At 47.8% G+C, this 17,034-nt stretch carries 19 protein-coding genes; 17 read left to right on the forward strand and 2 right to left on the reverse strand.

The features are described from left to right. The first annotated feature begins 46 nt into the window (after positions 1-46). From AC3B4V_RS00570 to AC3B4V_RS00620, 11 genes are all read left to right on the forward strand, one after another. On the forward strand, positions 47-1,396 hold the full coding sequence (locus AC3B4V_RS00570; protein WP_290715733.1) for an ArsB/NhaD family transporter: 1,350 nt from the start codon (positions 47-49) through the stop codon (positions 1,394-1,396). Positions 1,397-1,532: 136 nt separating this feature from the next. After that, positions 1,533-2,117 carry a YqeG family HAD IIIA-type phosphatase gene (locus tag AC3B4V_RS00575; protein WP_023467420.1) on the forward strand — a complete coding sequence of 195 codons (585 nt, stop codon included), beginning with the start codon at positions 1,533-1,535 and terminating at the stop codon, positions 2,115-2,117. 143 nt (positions 2,118-2,260) lie between these two features. Further along, the gene (yqeH, locus tag AC3B4V_RS00580; protein ID WP_023467421.1) at positions 2,261-3,370 is read left to right on the forward strand and encodes a ribosome biogenesis GTPase YqeH; all 1,110 of its coding nucleotides are present in this window, start codon (positions 2,261-2,263) and stop codon (positions 3,368-3,370) included. Beyond that, a complete protein-coding gene (aroE, locus tag AC3B4V_RS00585; protein WP_058265063.1) occupies positions 3,370-4,158 on the forward strand; it encodes a shikimate dehydrogenase in 789 nt (262 codons plus the stop codon). Before yqeH ends, aroE begins: the two co-directional genes overlap by 1 nt. A gap of 2 nt (positions 4,159-4,160) precedes the next feature. After that, positions 4,161-4,454, forward strand: a complete 294-nt coding sequence (yhbY, locus tag AC3B4V_RS00590; protein ID WP_023467424.1) for a ribosome assembly RNA-binding protein YhbY — start codon at positions 4,161-4,163, stop codon at positions 4,452-4,454. Continuing rightward, entirely contained in the window at positions 4,451-5,020 is a 570-nt protein-coding gene (gene nadD, locus AC3B4V_RS00595) for a nicotinate-nucleotide adenylyltransferase (protein ID WP_488377521.1), read from the forward strand. Before yhbY ends, nadD begins: the two co-directional genes overlap by 4 nt. Further along, positions 5,010-5,585: a bis(5'-nucleosyl)-tetraphosphatase (symmetrical) YqeK gene (gene yqeK / locus AC3B4V_RS00600; RefSeq protein ID WP_023467426.1), complete on the forward strand. Its 576-nt coding sequence runs from the start codon at positions 5,010-5,012 to the stop codon at positions 5,583-5,585. The genes nadD and yqeK overlap by 11 nt, the downstream gene beginning before the upstream one ends. After that, entirely contained in the window at positions 5,582-5,929 is a 348-nt protein-coding gene (gene rsfS / locus AC3B4V_RS00605; protein ID WP_023467427.1) for a ribosome silencing factor, read from the forward strand. Before yqeK ends, rsfS begins: the two co-directional genes overlap by 4 nt. Then, entirely contained in the window at positions 5,929-6,657 is a 729-nt protein-coding gene (locus AC3B4V_RS00610) for a class I SAM-dependent DNA methyltransferase (protein WP_058704798.1), read from the forward strand. Before rsfS ends, AC3B4V_RS00610 begins: the two co-directional genes overlap by 1 nt. Positions 6,658-6,735: 78 nt before the next feature. Continuing rightward, positions 6,736-7,494, forward strand: a complete 759-nt coding sequence (locus AC3B4V_RS00615; RefSeq protein ID WP_488377522.1) for a helix-hairpin-helix domain-containing protein — start codon at positions 6,736-6,738, stop codon at positions 7,492-7,494. After that, on the forward strand, positions 7,494-9,656 hold the full coding sequence (locus AC3B4V_RS00620; RefSeq protein WP_488377523.1) for a DNA internalization-related competence protein ComEC/Rec2: 2,163 nt from the start codon (positions 7,494-7,496) through the stop codon (positions 9,654-9,656). The genes AC3B4V_RS00615 and AC3B4V_RS00620 overlap by 1 nt, the downstream gene beginning before the upstream one ends. 36 nt (positions 9,657-9,692) lie before the next feature. Here the strand turns inward: AC3B4V_RS00620 and AC3B4V_RS00625 are convergent, their stop codons facing one another. Continuing rightward, positions 9,693-9,854: a YqzM family protein gene (locus AC3B4V_RS00625; protein WP_023467431.1), complete on the reverse strand. Its 162-nt coding sequence runs from the start codon at positions 9,852-9,854 to the stop codon at positions 9,693-9,695. 100 nt (positions 9,855-9,954) lie between these two features. On the opposite strand from AC3B4V_RS00625, the gene holA reads away from it, so the two are divergent. Together holA and AC3B4V_RS00635 are read left to right on the forward strand one after the other, a co-directional pair. After that, positions 9,955-10,956 carry a DNA polymerase III subunit delta gene (gene holA / locus AC3B4V_RS00630; RefSeq protein ID WP_488377524.1) on the forward strand — a complete coding sequence of 334 codons (1,002 nt, stop codon included), beginning with the start codon at positions 9,955-9,957 and terminating at the stop codon, positions 10,954-10,956. 13 nt (positions 10,957-10,969) lie between these two features. Beyond that, on the forward strand, positions 10,970-11,413 hold the full coding sequence (locus tag AC3B4V_RS00635) for a GNAT family N-acetyltransferase (protein ID WP_488377525.1): 444 nt from the start codon (positions 10,970-10,972) through the stop codon (positions 11,411-11,413). 126 nt (positions 11,414-11,539) lie between these two features. On the opposite strand, the gene rpsT is transcribed toward AC3B4V_RS00635, so the two are convergent. Further along, complete coding sequence (gene rpsT, locus AC3B4V_RS00640) at positions 11,540-11,800, reverse strand: 30S ribosomal protein S20 (RefSeq protein ID WP_023467434.1); 261 nt, start codon at positions 11,798-11,800, stop codon at positions 11,540-11,542. A 232-nt stretch (positions 11,801-12,032) separates the two neighbouring features. Between rpsT and lepA the strand changes: the two genes are divergently transcribed. The 4 genes from lepA to grpE all read left to right on the forward strand — a co-directional run bounded on the left by lepA (position 12,033) and on the right by grpE (position 16,994). Further along, positions 12,033-13,856, forward strand: coding sequence for a translation elongation factor 4 (lepA, locus tag AC3B4V_RS00645; RefSeq protein WP_214854783.1), 1,824 nt, complete (start codon positions 12,033-12,035; stop codon positions 13,854-13,856). 58 nt (positions 13,857-13,914) lie between these two features. Continuing rightward, positions 13,915-15,060: a radical SAM family heme chaperone HemW gene (gene hemW, locus AC3B4V_RS00650; protein ID WP_488377526.1), complete on the forward strand. Its 1,146-nt coding sequence runs from the start codon at positions 13,915-13,917 to the stop codon at positions 15,058-15,060. Positions 15,061-15,377: 317 nt separating this feature from the next. Then, on the forward strand, positions 15,378-16,412 hold the full coding sequence (hrcA, locus tag AC3B4V_RS00655; protein WP_023467439.1) for a heat-inducible transcriptional repressor HrcA: 1,035 nt from the start codon (positions 15,378-15,380) through the stop codon (positions 16,410-16,412). 24 nt (positions 16,413-16,436) lie between these two features. Beyond that, positions 16,437-16,994: a nucleotide exchange factor GrpE gene (grpE, locus tag AC3B4V_RS00660; protein WP_023467440.1), complete on the forward strand. Its 558-nt coding sequence runs from the start codon at positions 16,437-16,439 to the stop codon at positions 16,992-16,994. The last annotated feature ends 40 nt before the right edge of the window (positions 16,995-17,034 follow it).

A 17,034-nucleotide genomic window follows, 5' to 3' on the forward strand; every position in this document is an offset into this window, starting at 1 on the left:
GAGACGCCCGTTTTGGGCGTCTCCTTACGTTTAGGAGGAATGAATCATGCCGGCACTGGCATTAGCAGAAATCGGAAGTACACAGGTCCAAACGTATATCGCACTCATCATTTTTTTAGTGACCTATGGCTTCATCATCAGTGAAAAAGTAAGTCGGGCGATCGTCGCCTTGCTTGGAGCGCTCGCGATGGTCATCATCGGTATTGTGGATCTTGAAACCGCATTGTTTGAATATATTGAATGGGGAACGATCGTCTTATTGATTGGCATGATGATTCTCGTCACGATTGCCAACCAATCTGGATTGTTCGAATACATCGCAATCCGCGCTGCGAAGACGACGAAAGGTGATCCGATCAAGGTACTGATTCTACTGTCCGCATTGACGGCACTTGGATCTGCATTCCTTGATAACGTCACGACGGTTCTATTGATCGTTCCGATCACGTTTTCGATTACGAAGATACTTAAAATCGCGCCGTTTCCATTCTTGCTCGCAGAAGTCCTATTTGCGAATATCGGTGGGACGGCGACCTTGATTGGGGATCCACCGAATATCATGATTGGTGCCGCAAATCCACATTTGACGTTCAATGCCTTTTTAGTGAATCTTGCACCGATCATCCTCGTCATCACGGTCGTGACGATCGGCATCCTGTATTTCATCTTCCGGAAGCAGTTGCATGTCGAAGCGGAAGATCGACAAAAACTGATGGAAATCGATGAGAAGAGCTATATCGTTAGTCGAAAATTGGTCACGCGAAGTAGTATCGTTCTCGTCAGTACGATTGCGTTGTTCGTGTTACATCCGCTGCTTGACCGAATCGGACTCCATCTCGAAGCACCAGCGATCGCGATTCTTGGAGCGACGGTTCTGATGTTGCTGACGATTGAAAATGATCATCAGCTCGAAGGGATTTTTGCCCGCGTCGAATGGACAACGATCTTCTTCTTCGCCGGACTGTTCGTGCTCGTCGGCGGGATCCAAGAAGCGGGCATCATCCGCTACCTCGCTGAAAAGACGATTGATTTGACAGGTGGCGATATTCAGACGACAGCGACTGCTGTTCTTTGGTTGTCTGGTATCGCCAGTGCGACGATTGATAACATCCCGTTCGTCGCGACGATGATTCCACTCATCAATGATGTAGCTGCTGGAATTGGATTATCATCAGCAGATGCGAAAGTGGACGTGTTATGGTGGTCCCTCGCACTCGGTGCCTGTCTCGGTGGTAACGGGACATTGATCGGTGCATCGGCGAACGTCATTGTCGCGGGTCTCGCGACACGACAAGGTGAAAAATTTACCTATATGCGCTTTTTGATTTATGGAGCACCGATCACGATCGTAACGTTGATTCTATCGCAACTCTATCTGTGGATTCGATATTATTAAGAAAACGGAAGGTGGACCTTCCGTTTTCTTTTGTGCGTCGCTCTTACTACCTGATTGTGCTATAATCGAACGATAAGAGCATAACTGTTTCTTAAACTTAACTATAGAGCTAGACCATTATCTGGAGGTTTTATTCTTGTTCAAACGACTTTATCCGAAACATTTCGTGGCTTCGATCTACGATATCGACCTTGAAATGCTCAAACGAAACGGTGTCAAAGCGATTTTGACCGATCTTGATAATACGCTCGTCGCATGGAATATCGCAGATGCTCCAGACGAATTGGTTGCTTGGCTGGATATGGTGAATAATCAATATGGTTTCGACGTCATCATCGTATCGAACAATAACGGAGACCGCGTCAAGAAGTTCGCGGATCCACTCGGATTGCATTATATTGCGCCTGCTCGAAAACCGCTTCCTATCGGGTTTAAACGAGCATTGACGGAATTCGGTTATCATGCGAAGGAAGTTGTCTTCTTAGGAGACCAACTCTTTACGGATGTACTCGGTGCAAACTCCGTTGGAATCGAAGTCATCCACGTTCAACCTGTCGTTAAGACGGACGGTGTCGTCACGAAATTCAATCGCCTGATGGAACGTGTCATTTTCCGCCGGATGAAACGCAAAGGAATCTATAAATTGACACAACGCGTCAAGGAAGATCCTTCTGCACTGGAGCATCCGATCGAAACACTTCGTCAGGATAAGCAACAATAACCCTGTCAGATCGGTAGATGAAAGGGAAGGCAGCAGTCGCAACATGTACGGCGAGAGGTCGGAAGTTACGCTCTTGGAGTAGCGAGCAGGGCGCTACGGTGAAAAGAGAAGGGATATCGTTCCCACATGCGGCTCAACATAATATGATCGAAGAAATCCACTGCGCTGGCTGTGGTGTCGCCATTCAAACGGAAGACACAAAAGCACCAGGATACGCACCTAAATCTGCACTTGATCGTGAAATGGTCATTTGCCAACGTTGCTTTAAATTAAAGCACTACAATCAAATTCAAGATGTATCGTTATCGGACGATGATTTCGTTAAAATCTTAGACGGAATCGGTCAAAAAGATGCACTTGTCGTTAAAATCGTTGATATCTTCGATTTTAATGGAAGCTGGTTACCGGGATTACATCGGTTCGTCGGTAAAAACGACGTCTTACTCGTCGGGAACAAAGCCGATTTATTACCGAAGTCACTCAACCCGAACCGTCTCATGAACTGGATGCGTCAAGCATCGAAAGAACTTGGATTACGTCCAGTCGACGTTCATCTGATCAGTGCGAAAAAAGGGCACGGAGTCGATGAACTCGCTGAAAAAATCGATTATTATCGAAAAGGCCGCGACGTCTATGTCGTTGGTTGTACGAACGTCGGGAAATCGACGCTGATCAACCAAGTCATCAAACGCTTCGGTGAAGAAGATGAAGCCGTCATCACGGTCAGTCACTTCCCAGGAACGACACTAGACTTGATCGACATTCCACTCGACGATAACTGTAACCTGTATGATACACCGGGGATCATCAATCATCATCAGATGGCTCACTATGTTGATGCAAAGGACTTGAAGCTGATCACACCGAAAAAAGAGATCAAGCCACAAGTCTTCCAAATCCATCCGCAACAGACACTCTTCTTCGGAGGTCTTGCACGATTGGACTATATGGAAGGGAACAAGCGTTCATTCGTCATCTACATGTCGAATGAATTGAAAGTTCACCGGACGAAGCTTGAAAAGGCAGACGATTTATACGCGAACCATAACGGTGAGCTGTTGTCTCCGCCAAACGAAAAGACGCGTGAGATGCTACCGCCGCTTGTCCGTCATGAATTCAGCCTCCGCGACAACATGAAGACGGATATCGTCTTCAGTGGACTCGGGTGGGTTGCGGTTCACGGAAAAGGTGGACGTGTCGCTGCTTACGCCCCGAAAGGTGTCGCTGTATCCTTACGTGAGGCGCTCGTCTGATGCGCTTTGCCGTCATCGGTCATCCGATTGCCCATTCACTTTCACCTGAGCTGCATACAGCTTGGCTGGAAGCGGCTGGGCTTTTCGGCTGTTATGACCTCATCGATGTAACGGAGCAGCAATTGCCGCAAATCATTACGAAATTACGCACACATCAGCTAGACGGAATCAATGTGACGATTCCACATAAAACAGCAATCATTCCGTATCTGGATCGGCTAGAGCCGGCAGCTCAAAAAGCAGGCGCCGTGAATACGGTATATCGGCAGGATGGGCAGTTGATTGGTGCGAATACAGATGGAATCGGATTCGTCCGCGCGTTGACAGAACGTCGTCCGTCATTTCAAAAGACGCTCGTTCTTGGTGCGGGCGGTGCGGCGCGAGGCATCATTGCTGCGTTGCCCGGAGATGTGACGATCACGAATCGTACAGAAGAACGCTCTAAGGCAGTTGCCGATGAATTCGGAGCAACCGTTTTACCATGGCAAGAAACATTTGATTTAACGAGTTACGACGTCATCATCAATACGACTTCTGTCGGGATGGCGCCACATATCGAGGCACGTCCGATCGAATTGACGGAGACGCACGCCTTGATTTGTGATATTATTTATCGACCGACGCCGACCCGTCTATTACGTGAAGCGACCGAAAAAGGTCTCGACACTCTTGACGGCGTCCCGATGTTCGTCTTACAAGCGGCTGAAGCATTTGAACGCTTCACCGGACAAGCACCTGACCTTGCACTTGGCGAGCAGGTGATACGAAAGCAATTGGAGGAATTTTAATCATGTTAACAGGTAAACAAAAACGTTTTTTACGCGCGACAGCTCACGACTTAAACCCGATTTTCCAAGTCGGTAAAAATGGAGTCGGCGAAGCGATGTGCGCTGATTTGATGGATGCGCTTGAAAAACGGGAACTCTTGAAAGTACAAGTATTGCAAAATTGTGCGGATGCACCGAAGGATGTCGCACAAGAACTCGTCGCAGGAACGAATGCTGAACTCGTTCAAGTCATCGGAAAAGTCATCGTTCTCTATAAAGAATCAAAAGAGAACAAGACGCTCGAATTGCCACGATGAAAATCGGACTGATGGGCGGAACGTTCGATCCTCCGCATATTGGTCATCTCTTGATTGCCGAACAAGCGCAGGAACAACTCGAACTCGATGCGGTCTGGTTCGTACCAGCGAATGTGCCACCGCATAAACAACGTACAGTCACAGACGCAACCAAGCGTTTACGCCTTGTAGAAGAAGCAATTGCATTGAATCCGACCTTTTCCGTCTCAGCAATCGAGTTTGAGCGCGAAGAGCCTTCCTATACGTATGATACGATTCGTGCACTCAAGCACCGGTACCCGGAGCATGAATTTCTGTTTCTCATTGGAGCAGATTCACTCGTGAGTCTCGATACGTGGTATCAAGCCGAACGGTTATACGAGGAAGTCGTCTTTGGTGCCGTCGCTCGACCGGGCAGTCGGTATCTGATTCCGCGTGGTGCCCGTGTGAAAGCGGTCGATATGCCATTGCTAGAAATTTCTTCGACGGATATCCGGAAACGGGTCGCGCGCGGACGGAGCATTCGCTACCTTGTACCGGAAGCCATTCGACAACGGATTGAGGAGTGGAATCTATATGCGCCTTGAAGAAGCACGACAAATCATTGAGCGTACGTTGCCTGAGCGACGCTATGTGCACACATTAGGTGTTGTCGAGACAGCGCGACACTTGGCTCTTAAATATGGTGTTGACGAAGAAGAAGCAACGCTTGCTGCTATGCTTCATGATTATGCAAAATACCGCGATACGAATGAGATGCGTTCGATTGCCGTTGAATTGAATCAACGTGTTTTACTCGATTATGATGACGAACTGCTTCATGCGCCAGTGGGTGCGGAGCTTGTCCGTCGAGAACTTGGTCTTGATTCAGACGTGATTTATCAGGCCATCGCAAATCACACGACGGGGGCACCCGGTATGCCATTGCTCGATCAAATCATCTTCGTCGCGGATGCGATTGAACCAAATCGTAGTTATCCAGGTGTCGAAGCGCTTCGTGAAGTAGCGGAGCAGGATTTGACGGACGCCGTCATCGCGACACTCAGTCAGACGATTCATTTTTTATGTAAAAAACAAGCCATCATCTTTCCGCGTACGATTGAGACGTATAATGCCTTCGTCGCGGCCAAACGAAAGGGGACCGTCCTATGACAGTCGAACAAGAATTACAATTAATCGTAAATGCCATCGACGATAAACGCGCTGAAGATATCGTCGTCCTGAATATGTCGAGCATCTCACCAGTTGCCGACTACTTCGTCATCTGTGAAGGGAATTCAGAAAAACAAGTACAGGCAATCGCACGTGAACTCAAAGAAGTCGCGCACGAACATAACCTGCCGATCAAACGTCTCGAAGGATTCGATGCGGCACGTTGGGTGTTAGCGGATCTTGAAAACGTCGTCGTTCACGTCTTCCACCGTGACGATCGTGATTACTATAATCTCGAAAAACTCTGGGCAGATGCTCCAAAGGTTGAAGTCGAGGTCAACTAATGGCATACGAACAGTTCGCCTACATCTATGATGAATTGATGCAAGACGTCCCGTACGATCAATGGGTCGACTGGGTCAAAGCATACGTTCCGACTGGAAGTACGATTGCTGATATCGGATGTGGAACAGGTACGGCGACGCTTGCATTAGCGGCACACTATGAGATGCTCGGGATTGATTTATCGGAAGAGATGCTCGAAGTCGCGCAGGAAAAAGCGATGGAAGAGGGATTACGTATTCAATTCTGGGCGCAAGACATGCGCGAAATCGAATTGCCGACACCTGTCGATGCCGTGACGATCCTATGCGACTCCTTGAACTATCTTCGGACGGAAGAGGATGTCAAACAGACGTTTACACATGTAGCAGCAATCCTCAAAGAGGGTGGACGTCTCTTGTTTGATACACACTCTCCTTACAAGATGGAAACGTTGTTCAATGGAAAGACGTACGCGACACATGCGGAGCAAAGTTCGTATATCTGGTTCGCGGATCCTGGTGAAGCACCGCTTTCTGTCGTCCATGAACTGACTTTCTTCATCGAGGAAGAGGACGGTCGCTATGAACGTGTCGATGAAACGCATCATCAGCGGACATATCCTCCAGCACAATACGTGACGTGGTTACGCGACGCCGGCTTCCGGGTTCTCGCGGTCACAGGCGATTTTGGACCGGATGCTCCTTCTGAGACAGCCGAGCGGATTTTCTTCGTTGCTGAAAAAATGTAAAAGTGATCTCATCCGTTTTCTTTAAGCGATACACGTTCGTGTTGCTTGAAGGAGACGGATTTTTTGTTCGTCAAACAGATGCTAATTCAAAGTAACGGTATGGATGATATGACCTTCATCCGACATAACATACCGTATCGTGTTGTAAAAGAGTGGTTAGTGCGTATTCCTTCGTTTCCTGAAGTCCGTAGCGACCTGTTAGAGTCGTGGGAAAAGGAGGGATTCGTCTTGACCGTTCCACGTTTGCAACAGATCGCAGGTCTCGTCGTCGTCCTGCTACTCATCATTTTATTGTTCGTACCATTACCCTCTTGTTCGAATGAAGCGATGGTCGATCAACCGTCCTTAACGGATAGACAACAAGAGGCAAAAGCAGAGCCAGCAGAAAAGGAGACCTCGATTCGTGACAAACTCATCATGGTCGATGTGAAAGGAGCGGTAGAAGCACCTGGACCCTATCAATTCCACCTCGGTGATCGAGTGAAGGATGCCATCGAAAAAGCAAAGACGACTGCGAAAGCTGACATTCGACAAATGAATCTCGCGGCACGCCTCATTGATGGACAGGAAGTCATCGTGCCGGTAAAAAAGACGAAAAATCAGCCGAAACCAACGAAACGCTCAAAAGCAGAGATACCGAAAGGATTGATTGACCTCAATGCGGCAACGGCGGAACAATTGATGGAGGTTCCGGGAATCGGACCTGCCAAAGCAGAAGCAATCTTGGCCTATCGTGAGGAGAAGGGAGGATTTGCGACGTATGAATCACTCGGAGATGTGAAGGGATTTGGGGAAAAGACGTTAGAATCGCTAAAATCCTACCTGATTGTCTACTGATGCCACTTCATGCGCTGTTCGTCCTTTTATTCATTGTCGCCATTAAAGAATCGATTTGGTGGTTAGTGTTCCTGATGCTCTTTGCGATCATGAAGTCATGGTCTTTTTCAATCGGTCGTCTTTTCTTCTTGTTCATTCTGAGTTGTCTATTCATCGGAATGGGTCATCTGTCACCTGAACCGCACGACGTCTCGTCTGTTGACATCTTATCAGGTAAGCGTAATGGGGATCGAATTCGCTATGAGGCGGAGAGCAACGGTCAATCGGTTCTATTGACAGCAACGATTGCAGAAGAAGAGACGGGATACGAACGAATCGGATACTCCTGTCGCGTCACTACGGAACCCCTTGATGTCCGCCAGCAATCGAATGCGGGAGGTTTTGACGAACTGCAATTCATGCATACACATCGTTACGCTGGAAAGTGGGAAGTTCGTTCATTTGATTCCTGTCATCCGACACCTGGATATGCGGCAGAAGGAAGACGGGTACGTCAAGCATGGTTGAAACGGATAGAAGACTTGTTACCACAAAAGCAAGCATTCTACGTCGAAGCGCTTGTATTTGGTGAGGATCGATTAATGGATCAAGTGACGCTCGAACGGTTTAAGAAATTCGGCTTATTACATGCGATCGTCATTTCAGGATCACATATCGCTTTTTTAGTAGTTAGTCTGCTGTATGTCTTACGAAAAATCAGAATGACAAAAGAAAAACGACTTGATATCGTTCTGATCTTACTGCCGATTTACGGATGGTTGACGGAGTGGAGTCCTCCAGTCACTCGGGCTGTGCTTGTCGCAATCATTCTGTTGCTCGGTCGTCGTTTTCACAAACCGTTAGATCCGGTTGAGGTCATTGCGGGGGTCGCGGCTTTTCAATTAGCGATTCAACCAACTGTCATTTACGATATCGGATTTCAATTGACGGTCGGACTGACGCTGTTTCTTGTGCTTTCGAGACGACTCATGGGTTCGGTTCGTCGTCCTTGGAACTGGCTGCTTATCAGTGCTTGGGCACAGTTTGGAACCCTCCTCTTGTTACAGGGGATTGAACAGACGACAATTTCAATTTGGTCGCCACTGTTAAACCTATTGATTGGTAGCTGGATTGAATGGGTGATTCTGCCGGGATCGTTCATTCTTGCGACACTCCCGTTCTTACCGATTCGTTCAACGCTTCAGAACGCGCATCAGTATGCGATTCAATGGATGGACCAAGCGTTACGACTGGCGGAACATCTGCCGTTAGCAATGGTTGCCGTTCCAGCATTTTCTCCGATCGTCTTGACAATCGTCGTTGTCGGAACGGGAATCGCTTGGTTCATTGCTGAGCGGAGATGGTGGGGGCATACTCTCCCATTGATTCTTTTGCTTACGGCATGGGGTTACACGGAGTGGCACGTACCTGAACAAATCACGTTTTTAGATGTCGGGCAAGGGGATAGTATCGTACTCGAGAAAGCAGGAGAGACGTTCGTCGTAGACACAGGTGGTGTTTATCAGCAAACGACGCATCCACTGCTCCGTCCGTTTGATCCGGGTAGTCATATCGTCGCGCCCTTTTTATTCACACGAGGAGAATCAGAAATCGACGGTCTCATCGTGACACATGCTGATCACGATCACGTCGGTGGACTGCTAGGATTACTGCGTCAAGTTCGCGTGAAAACCATTTATTTAGGGGCGTATGACAATACGGATGAGAAGCGAAACGATTTGATTCGTTCGATCGAAGCAACTGGGACGCGTGTCGAGTTCGTTCAAAAGGGGCAAACGATTCGTCCTTGGTTACATGTACTTGCACCGACTGAACGAAAAGAAGAAGAGAACGATCGATCTATCATATTACTTGCACAGATCGCCAAACAACGTGTTTTACTGACGGGTGACGCTGGACTAGCAATCGAGGACGAGTTAACGATTGGTCCGATCGATATTCTAAAAGCAGGACATCATGGTTCGAACACGTCGACCGGTGAAGAACTCTTGCAGAAGACGAATCCGAAGATTGTCATCTTGTCAGTCGGGCGAAAAAATCGATACGGGCATCCGCATCCGGACGTGCTTGAGCGAATCGGAACAAATCGGATCGTCTTTCGAACGGATGAGGACGGGAGTGTAACTTGTTCTTCAGCGGGCTGTGAACCTATGATAAAATAAAAAAACAGCAACCCCCCAAGGTTGCTGTTTTACTGATTATAGACTTAAGAACTTAATTGCGACACCGATGATGAACAAGACTGCGAAGAAGCCGAATGATGCACCAAAACCAACGGCAGAGTCGAGCGCATCGTTGCGTTTTGATTGAATATCGTTCTCGAACGCGTTTTCACTTGGTGGGCGTACTGAATGTGCCATGCTGCATTCCCCCTTAATAGATTCCGCTTCTAGTATAGCGGAATAAAAGAGGATTATCTATGATGAAGTTAAGAACAAACTGTGAAATGTGGTGGGAATGATGAAAACTCCTTGGCTCGTCAACGGAAAATTAGCGAATTTATACTTATTATATGGAACAGAACGACACTTGTTAGAAGAATGGGAACGTGAAATCGTAAAAGCGGCTCTTCCAGACGGAGAACGTTTTGATTATATGAAAATCGATTTGAACGACCAACCGCTTGATGCGGTACTCGATGAAGCGGAGATAGTACCCTTTTTAAGCGACTACCGCGTCGTCGTTGCAAAACCTGCAACGTTTCTGACAGGAGCGAAAGATAAAAAACAACATAACCTCGAACGATTAGCAGATTATATCCTACAACCGGCAGACTACGCGGTCGTCGTCTTGATCGTCGAAGCAGAAAAGCTCGATGAACGAAAAACCGTCGTCAAACGATTGAAGGAGCGCGCGACGGTACTAGAGGCAAAAAAACCGACGACCGAAGAGTTGTTCCGCTTCGTTCTGGATGCTGTCAACGACAAAGGATACCGGATGGAACGTCCGGCAATCGAGCGACTCATTTTTTTGACTGCTGAGATGTGGGGGACATTAGCCCATGAACTTGAAAAGTTGATGTTGTTTGCAGGAGATCGACCGACGATTGAAATCGAGGATGTCGATTTGCTTGTTCCGCGGACACTAGAGGACAACGTCTTTCAATTAACGGACTACTTGATGAAGCGTCAACTCGAACCAGCGATCCGCTTGATTCGCGACCTTGAAAAACAAGGACAGGAAGTGTTGGCTCTCCTTGGGCTGATGGCACGCCAATACCGGATGATGCTGCTGTCGAAACGATTAGCAGAACAAGGATACGGAGAACGACAAATCGCATCAAAAGTCGGAGCTCATCCGTATGCGATTAAATTGGCACTCCAGTCTGCCAAACGGTTTACGTTTGCGCAGCTCGAGCAAGCACTCATCGCCATCACGACGACAGATGAAGGTATGAAGACAGGACGCGGTGATAAGAAGATTCTATTCGATGCATTGATTGTTCGCTTAGCGACGCTATAAGAGGAGGTAAACGATGATGGAAGTCCAGATCATTACAGCAGAAGAGGTCATCCCATTACGGCATGATGTGTTACGTCCGCATCAACCACGTGAAGCATGTGTTTATCCAGACGATGCCTTGCCATCGACGTTTCATCTCGGCGGTATAAAAGCACAGCAAATCGTCGCAATTGGTAGTTTCTCGGAACAATCGCATGTACAAGCGCCAGGAGCGACGTATCAGCTTCGTGGTATGGCGTCGAGTGAAGATGTGCGTGGTGAAGGGTATGGTCGGGCACTGATCGAAGAAGCCCGTCGCCTATTGAAAGAACGACAAGTGACAGCATGGTGGTGTAACGCCCGCGTCACGGCACTTCCTTTTTATGAGCGCCTCGGACTGGAACGTGTTGGAGAACCCTTCCTCATTGAAGGGATCGGTCTTCACTATGTCATGATCGATCGTCTAGACGACAAGTAAGACAAGAAATGGCGGACGAAGGAATCGTTTTACACGAGTCCTTCGTCCGCCATTTTAGATCATATAAAAAATCGCCACTGGAGAACCCTCCTAGTGGCGACCCATCACCGTATTCTTCGGAAAGAATTAAAGTGCGTTTACGAGTTTAGCGAGACGTGATTTGTCACGACCAGCTTTGTTGCTGTGGATGAGACCTTTAGCAGCAGCTTTGTCGATTTTTTTAGAAGCTGTAGCGAAAGCAAGGACCGCTTGGTCTTTGTTACCTTCAGCTGCGAAAGTTTCGACTGCTTTAATCGCTGAACGCATTGCCGATTTACGTTGTACGTTAGCGACGCGGCGTTTTTCAGCTGTTTTAACGCGTTTGATTGCTGATTTAATGTTAGCCATGGATGATTCACCTCCAATAAAACTCATTCGAGATTTATATTCGCATATCTGCAGTTATCGTTCAACAGAACAAACACAATTGTAGCAAACGTTTTTCTTAAAAGCAATACGACGTCTAGGGAATCTTCACATTTTGTTTTTCGGGTAAAACAAAACGAGATAGTACAGTGAAGCGCTTTTTGGTATAATGAACCGTATGTACGTTTGAAAATAAGGTAAGGTGACTCTAAACATGACGAATGAAGACCGTTTAAAGCGGCAGAAGAGTATTCGTAACTTCTCGATCATTGCCCATATCGATCACGGGAAGTCGACACTCGCTGACCGAATTTTAGAAAAAACTGGCGCGTTGACATCGCGCGAAATGAAAGATCAGACACTTGATGCCATGGAGCTCGAACGTGAGCGTGGCATCACGATTAAACTCAACGCTGTTCAATTGAAGTATACAGCAAAAGATGGGGAAGACTACATTCTTCACCTCATTGATACACCTGGACACGTCGACTTCACATATGAAGTCTCGCGTTCACTTGCAGCTTGTGAAGGGGCTGTCCTCGTCGTCGATGCGGCGCAAGGAATCGAAGCGCAGACGCTTGCGAACGTTTACTTAGCACTCGACAACGATCTCGAAATCCTTCCGATCATCAACAAAATCGATTTGCCGTCAGCGGATGTTGAACGCGTCCGTCAAGAAATCGAAGATGTCATCGGACTCGATGCGTCTGAAGCTGTTCCGACTTCTGCGAAGGCAGGAATCGGCATTGAAGAAATTCTCGAACAAATCGTCGAGAAAGTACCAGCGCCGACGGGTGATCCGTCTGCACCACTCGAAGCATTGATCTTTGACTCCTATTATGATGCTTACCGTGGTGTCGTAGCATCGATTCGAATCGTCAACGGAACAGTTAAAGTCGGCGACAAGATTCGGATGATGTCGACAGGTAAGGACTTTGAGGTTCTGGAACTTGCCGTTGCGACACCAAAACCATTACGTCAGCAAGAACTGACGGTCGGTGATGTTGGGACGTTGTCTGCTTCGATCAAAACGGTCGGCGACGTACGTGTCGGGGATACGATTACGCTTGCGAAACAGCCAGCTACTGAAGCACTGCCAGGATACCGTAAGATGAATCCGATGGTATACTGTGGACTCTATCCAATCGATGCTGCGAAATACAACGATTTACGAGAAGCGCTTGAAAAACTACAACTCAGTGACGCGGCGCTTGAGTTCGAACCAGAGACATCACAAGCACTCGGATTCGGATTCCGTTGTGGATTCCTCGGGATGCTCCACATGGAAATCATCCAGGAACGCATCGAACGTGAATTCAACATCGATATGATTACGACGGCACCATCGGTTATCTATCACGTGACGACGACAGCGGGTGAAGTCTTGCACGTCGATAACCCATCGAAGATGCCGGATCAGCAAAAAGTCGAATTCATCGAAGAGCCGTTCGTTAAGGCTGCTGTCATGACACCAAATGACTACGTCGGTGCGATCATGGAGTTGTGCCAGAAGAAGCGTGGGACATTCGTTGACATGCAATATATCGATACGACACGTGTCAAAATCACGTATGAGTTACCGTTATCTGAGATCGTCTACGACTTCTTCGATCAGTTGAAATCGAGTACGAAAGGGTATGCGTCACTTGATTATGAATTGATCGGCTACCAACAGTCGCGTCTCGTCAAGATGGACATCCTGCTCAACAACGAGAACGTCGATGCGCTCAGCTTCATCGTTCACCGTGACTTTGCGTACGAACGCGGGAAAGTCATCGTTGATAAGTTGAAAGAATTGATTCCGCGGATGCAGTTCGAAGTGCCGATCCAGGCCGCTGTCGGAACGAAGATCGTTGCTCGTTCGACGATTAAGGCATTACGGAAGAACGTTCTCGCGAAATGTTACGGGGGAGATATCTCTCGGAAACGGAAGTTGCTCGAGAAGCAAAAAGAAGGTAAGAAACGCATGAAGATGGTAGGCTCAGTAGAGGTACCGCAAGAAGCCTTCATGTCCGTTCTATCCATGGACGAAGATTAAACAGGTGGGGGGCGCTTGCGTCCCCTTTTTGGTTTTTATAGAGAAAGGATGAGGCGAAATGGGAATACGCGCCGCATATGTCCACATCCCTTTTTGTGAACATATTTGTTATTACTGTGATTTCAATAAAGTCTTTTTAAAGAATCAGCCCGTCGATGAATACCTCGATGCGCTCGAACGCGAAATCGAACTGACGTTGAAACAATACCCGACGAATCATCTCGAGACGATCTTCATCGGTGGCGGCACACCGACCGCTTTAAATGAACCACAGATGCAACGGTTGATGGAAATCATCCAGAAACACTTGTTGCCCCTGACAGGCGATGATTTAGAGTATACGGTCGAGTCGAATCCGGACGGTGTATCAGAAGAGAAGCTCGATATCATGAAGGCGGGCGGTGTCAATCGCGTCAGTTTTGGTGTCCAATCGTTTGATGACGGTTTGCTCGAACGCATCGGTCGGACGCACCGGGAAGCGAAAGTCGCGCAGACGCTCGACGCAGCAGCGAAGCGGTTCGATAACATCTCCGTCGACTTGATGTTCGGCTTACCGAATCAGACGCTCGATCAGGTCCGCTACGACGTCACGCGGGCACTTCAATTACCGATCACGCATATCTCCTCTTATTCGTTGATTTTAGAACCGCACACGGTCTTTGCGATTCAAGAGCGAAAAGGAAAGTTACCGCTACCGACGCAAGATCTCGAGGCAGAGATGTATCAAGTGATGATCGATACGATCGAAGCAGGTGGATATGCGCAGTATGAGATCTCGAACTTCGCGCAAACAGGAAAAGAGAGTCGTCATAATCGCGTCTACTGGGAAAACGATGAGTACTACGGATTCGGTGCAGGATCACACAGCTATATCAATCAGACGCGTCGTGCGAACATCGCACCAATTCCGCACTATATCAAGGCGGAAGGGTTACCGGTTCGAAAAGAGACGCCGTTGACGAACGTAGAGCGGATGGAAGAAGAGATGTTTCTCGGACTTCGAATGAAGGATGGCGTATCACTCGAACGTTTTAGGACGAAATATGGAGTAGCATTTGAAGATGTGTTTGGTGATGTCATGAAACGTTTATTGCCAAACGGTCTCGTCGAACAGACGGAGACACATATCCGTTTAACGCCTGCTGGGATTCCGTTAGCGAACGAAGTCTTTGCAGAGTTCATCGGTGAAGCGCAGGTTCAATGAGTCTTGAATAAATGAAAGGAAGCGGTGTTCCCTTAAAAAAAGAGGAATACCGCTTCTTTTTATTTTTTGGATTTCCTTAAAAAATAGGCAGTCGTTCCGATGACCGCGATGAACAGCCAGACAAAGACTCCTGCCATTGCCAATAATTCAATCATCCGATTCATCCTTTCCATTCTTTGTTTCACTGTATCGCAGAATGGGAAACTGTTCAAAGGGTCACGCAATTCGGTTGACATCGGACGGACAATTCCTTATAGTAAAAGATGTAATTAGCACTCGTTAAAAGTGAGTGCTAACAAAATAAGGTGGTGAAGAAGGTGCTGACGGATCGTCAATTGTTGATTTTACGTGCAATCGTCGATGATTACATCAAGACTGCTCAACCCGTCGGCTCACGGACGCTCTCCAAGCGAGACGACGTGACGTTCAGTTCCGCGACCATTCGTAACGAGATGGCGGACCTCGAAGAGATGGGTCTGATTGAAAAGCCACACACTTCCGCAGGACGGATTCCTTCCGAACTCGGATATCGTTTTTATGTCGACCATCTGATTCGTCCGGAAAGCATCACACCAAAAGAAGCGCAGGCATTGAAATCACTCTTTGCCCATTCCGTGAATGAGAATGATCGGTTGATTCGGCACACAGCAGACCTGTTGAGCGATTTAACCCATTACACGACGCTTGTACTTGGACCAAAAGAAGAAGGACAACGCTTGCATCATCTGGAATTGATTCCTCTTGCCGAAGGTCGTGTCGTCATCGTTCTCGTCACCGAGACGGGACATGTCGAACACAAGACCCTGCAATTGAATCAAGCGTTGTCCCAAGAAGCAGCGAGCCGGCTGATGGAACGTCTGAATCAGACGTTACGCGGTACGCCGCTCTCAGCCTTGCGCAGTCGTCTGCTCGAGGAAATCCGTCGCTTCCGTTCAGAGCATTCTGAACAGACGGTGTTGCTTTCGAAGGCACTTGATCTCGTCTTGACGGATCAAGAGGAGCGACCGTTCATCTATCTGGGCGGGAAAGCCAACATGTTCGATCAGCCTGAATTTCAGGACGTCGCAAAACTACGACCTGTTCTCGAGTTGATCGAACAGCAAGAAGCCGTTCTCGACTTCCTACGACCGAATCTCGATAATCAAATCCTGATCACGATCGGGAGTGAGAACAATGTGGATGCATTAAAAGATTGTAGCGTCATCCGGGCCCATTATTCGGTCGACGGTGTCTCGATCGGGACACTCGCCTTGATCGGACCGAAACGGATGGATTACAACCGGGGAATCAACTCGATCATCCATCTACTTCAAGCATTCCAAACCGAATTGCATAAGAACAATTTGGATTGAATATAGAAAGGGGCTCGATTCAGAGTGGAAGAAAAAGAACAGAATCAAAACCTCCAACAAGAAGAAAACGTGACAGAGCCGACTGAAACCGTCGAAGTCACAGAAGAAGAAGTCATTCAAGCGGATCTCGTCGAAGACGAGAAACCAGACTTCGAAGCACAACTCGCAGAAGCAAAAGCTTCAGAATTACGCCTCCGTGCGGATTTTGAGAACTTCAAACGCCGCAACCGTGTCGAAGCAGAGAATCGCGCGAAGTATTCTTCACAAGCGATCGTCGAAAAGCTATTGCCACTCGTCGATAACTTGGATCGTGCGCTCCAAATCGAGACGGAAAACGAAGAAACGAAATCCGTCTTGACGGGTGTTGAGATGGTGAAACGTCAACTCGTCGAAACGCTTCAAAATGAAGGCGTCGTCGAGATTCCAGCTGTCGGTGAAGCATTCGATCCGAACTTACACCAAGCAGTCGTTCAAGAAGCGAGCGAAGAACACGAATCAGGTGTCGTCATCGCTGAATTCCAAAAAGGGTACAAATTGCACGATCGTGTGATTCGTCCGAGTATGGTTAAAGTAGCTGAGTAATCAGCTTGCACTTTATTATTCCAATCATTGAAAGCGAGGA

The organism is Exiguobacterium sp. E17S, from assembly GCF_057772545.1.

Coding starts and splice junctions, on each gene's coding strand:
- AC3B4V_RS00570 (WP_290715733.1), top strand. CDS start 47: ATGCCGGCACTGGCATTAGCAGAAATCGGAAGTACACAGGTCCAAACG.
- yqeH (WP_023467421.1), top strand. CDS start 2,261: ATGATCGAAGAAATCCACTGCGCTGGCTGTGGTGTCGCCATTCAAACG.
- aroE (WP_058265063.1), top strand. CDS start 3,370: ATGCGCTTTGCCGTCATCGGTCATCCGATTGCCCATTCACTTTCACCT.
- yhbY (WP_023467424.1), top strand. CDS start 4,161: ATGTTAACAGGTAAACAAAAACGTTTTTTACGCGCGACAGCTCACGAC.
- nadD (WP_488377521.1), top strand. CDS start 4,451: ATGAAAATCGGACTGATGGGCGGAACGTTCGATCCTCCGCATATTGGT.
- yqeK (WP_023467426.1), top strand. CDS start 5,010: ATGCGCCTTGAAGAAGCACGACAAATCATTGAGCGTACGTTGCCTGAG.
- rsfS (WP_023467427.1), top strand. CDS start 5,582: ATGACAGTCGAACAAGAATTACAATTAATCGTAAATGCCATCGACGAT.
- AC3B4V_RS00610 (WP_058704798.1), top strand. CDS start 5,929: ATGGCATACGAACAGTTCGCCTACATCTATGATGAATTGATGCAAGAC.
- AC3B4V_RS00615 (WP_488377522.1), top strand. CDS start 6,736: ATGCTAATTCAAAGTAACGGTATGGATGATATGACCTTCATCCGACAT.
- AC3B4V_RS00620 (WP_488377523.1), top strand. CDS start 7,494: ATGCCACTTCATGCGCTGTTCGTCCTTTTATTCATTGTCGCCATTAAA.
- AC3B4V_RS00625 (WP_023467431.1), bottom strand. CDS start 9,854: ATGGCACATTCAGTACGCCCACCAAGTGAAAACGCGTTCGAGAACGAT.
- holA (WP_488377524.1), top strand. CDS start 9,955: ATGAAAACTCCTTGGCTCGTCAACGGAAAATTAGCGAATTTATACTTA.
- AC3B4V_RS00635 (WP_488377525.1), top strand. CDS start 10,970: ATGATGGAAGTCCAGATCATTACAGCAGAAGAGGTCATCCCATTACGG.
- rpsT (WP_023467434.1), bottom strand. CDS start 11,800: ATGGCTAACATTAAATCAGCAATCAAACGCGTTAAAACAGCTGAAAAA.
- lepA (WP_214854783.1), top strand. CDS start 12,033: ATGACGAATGAAGACCGTTTAAAGCGGCAGAAGAGTATTCGTAACTTC.
- hemW (WP_488377526.1), top strand. CDS start 13,915: ATGGGAATACGCGCCGCATATGTCCACATCCCTTTTTGTGAACATATT.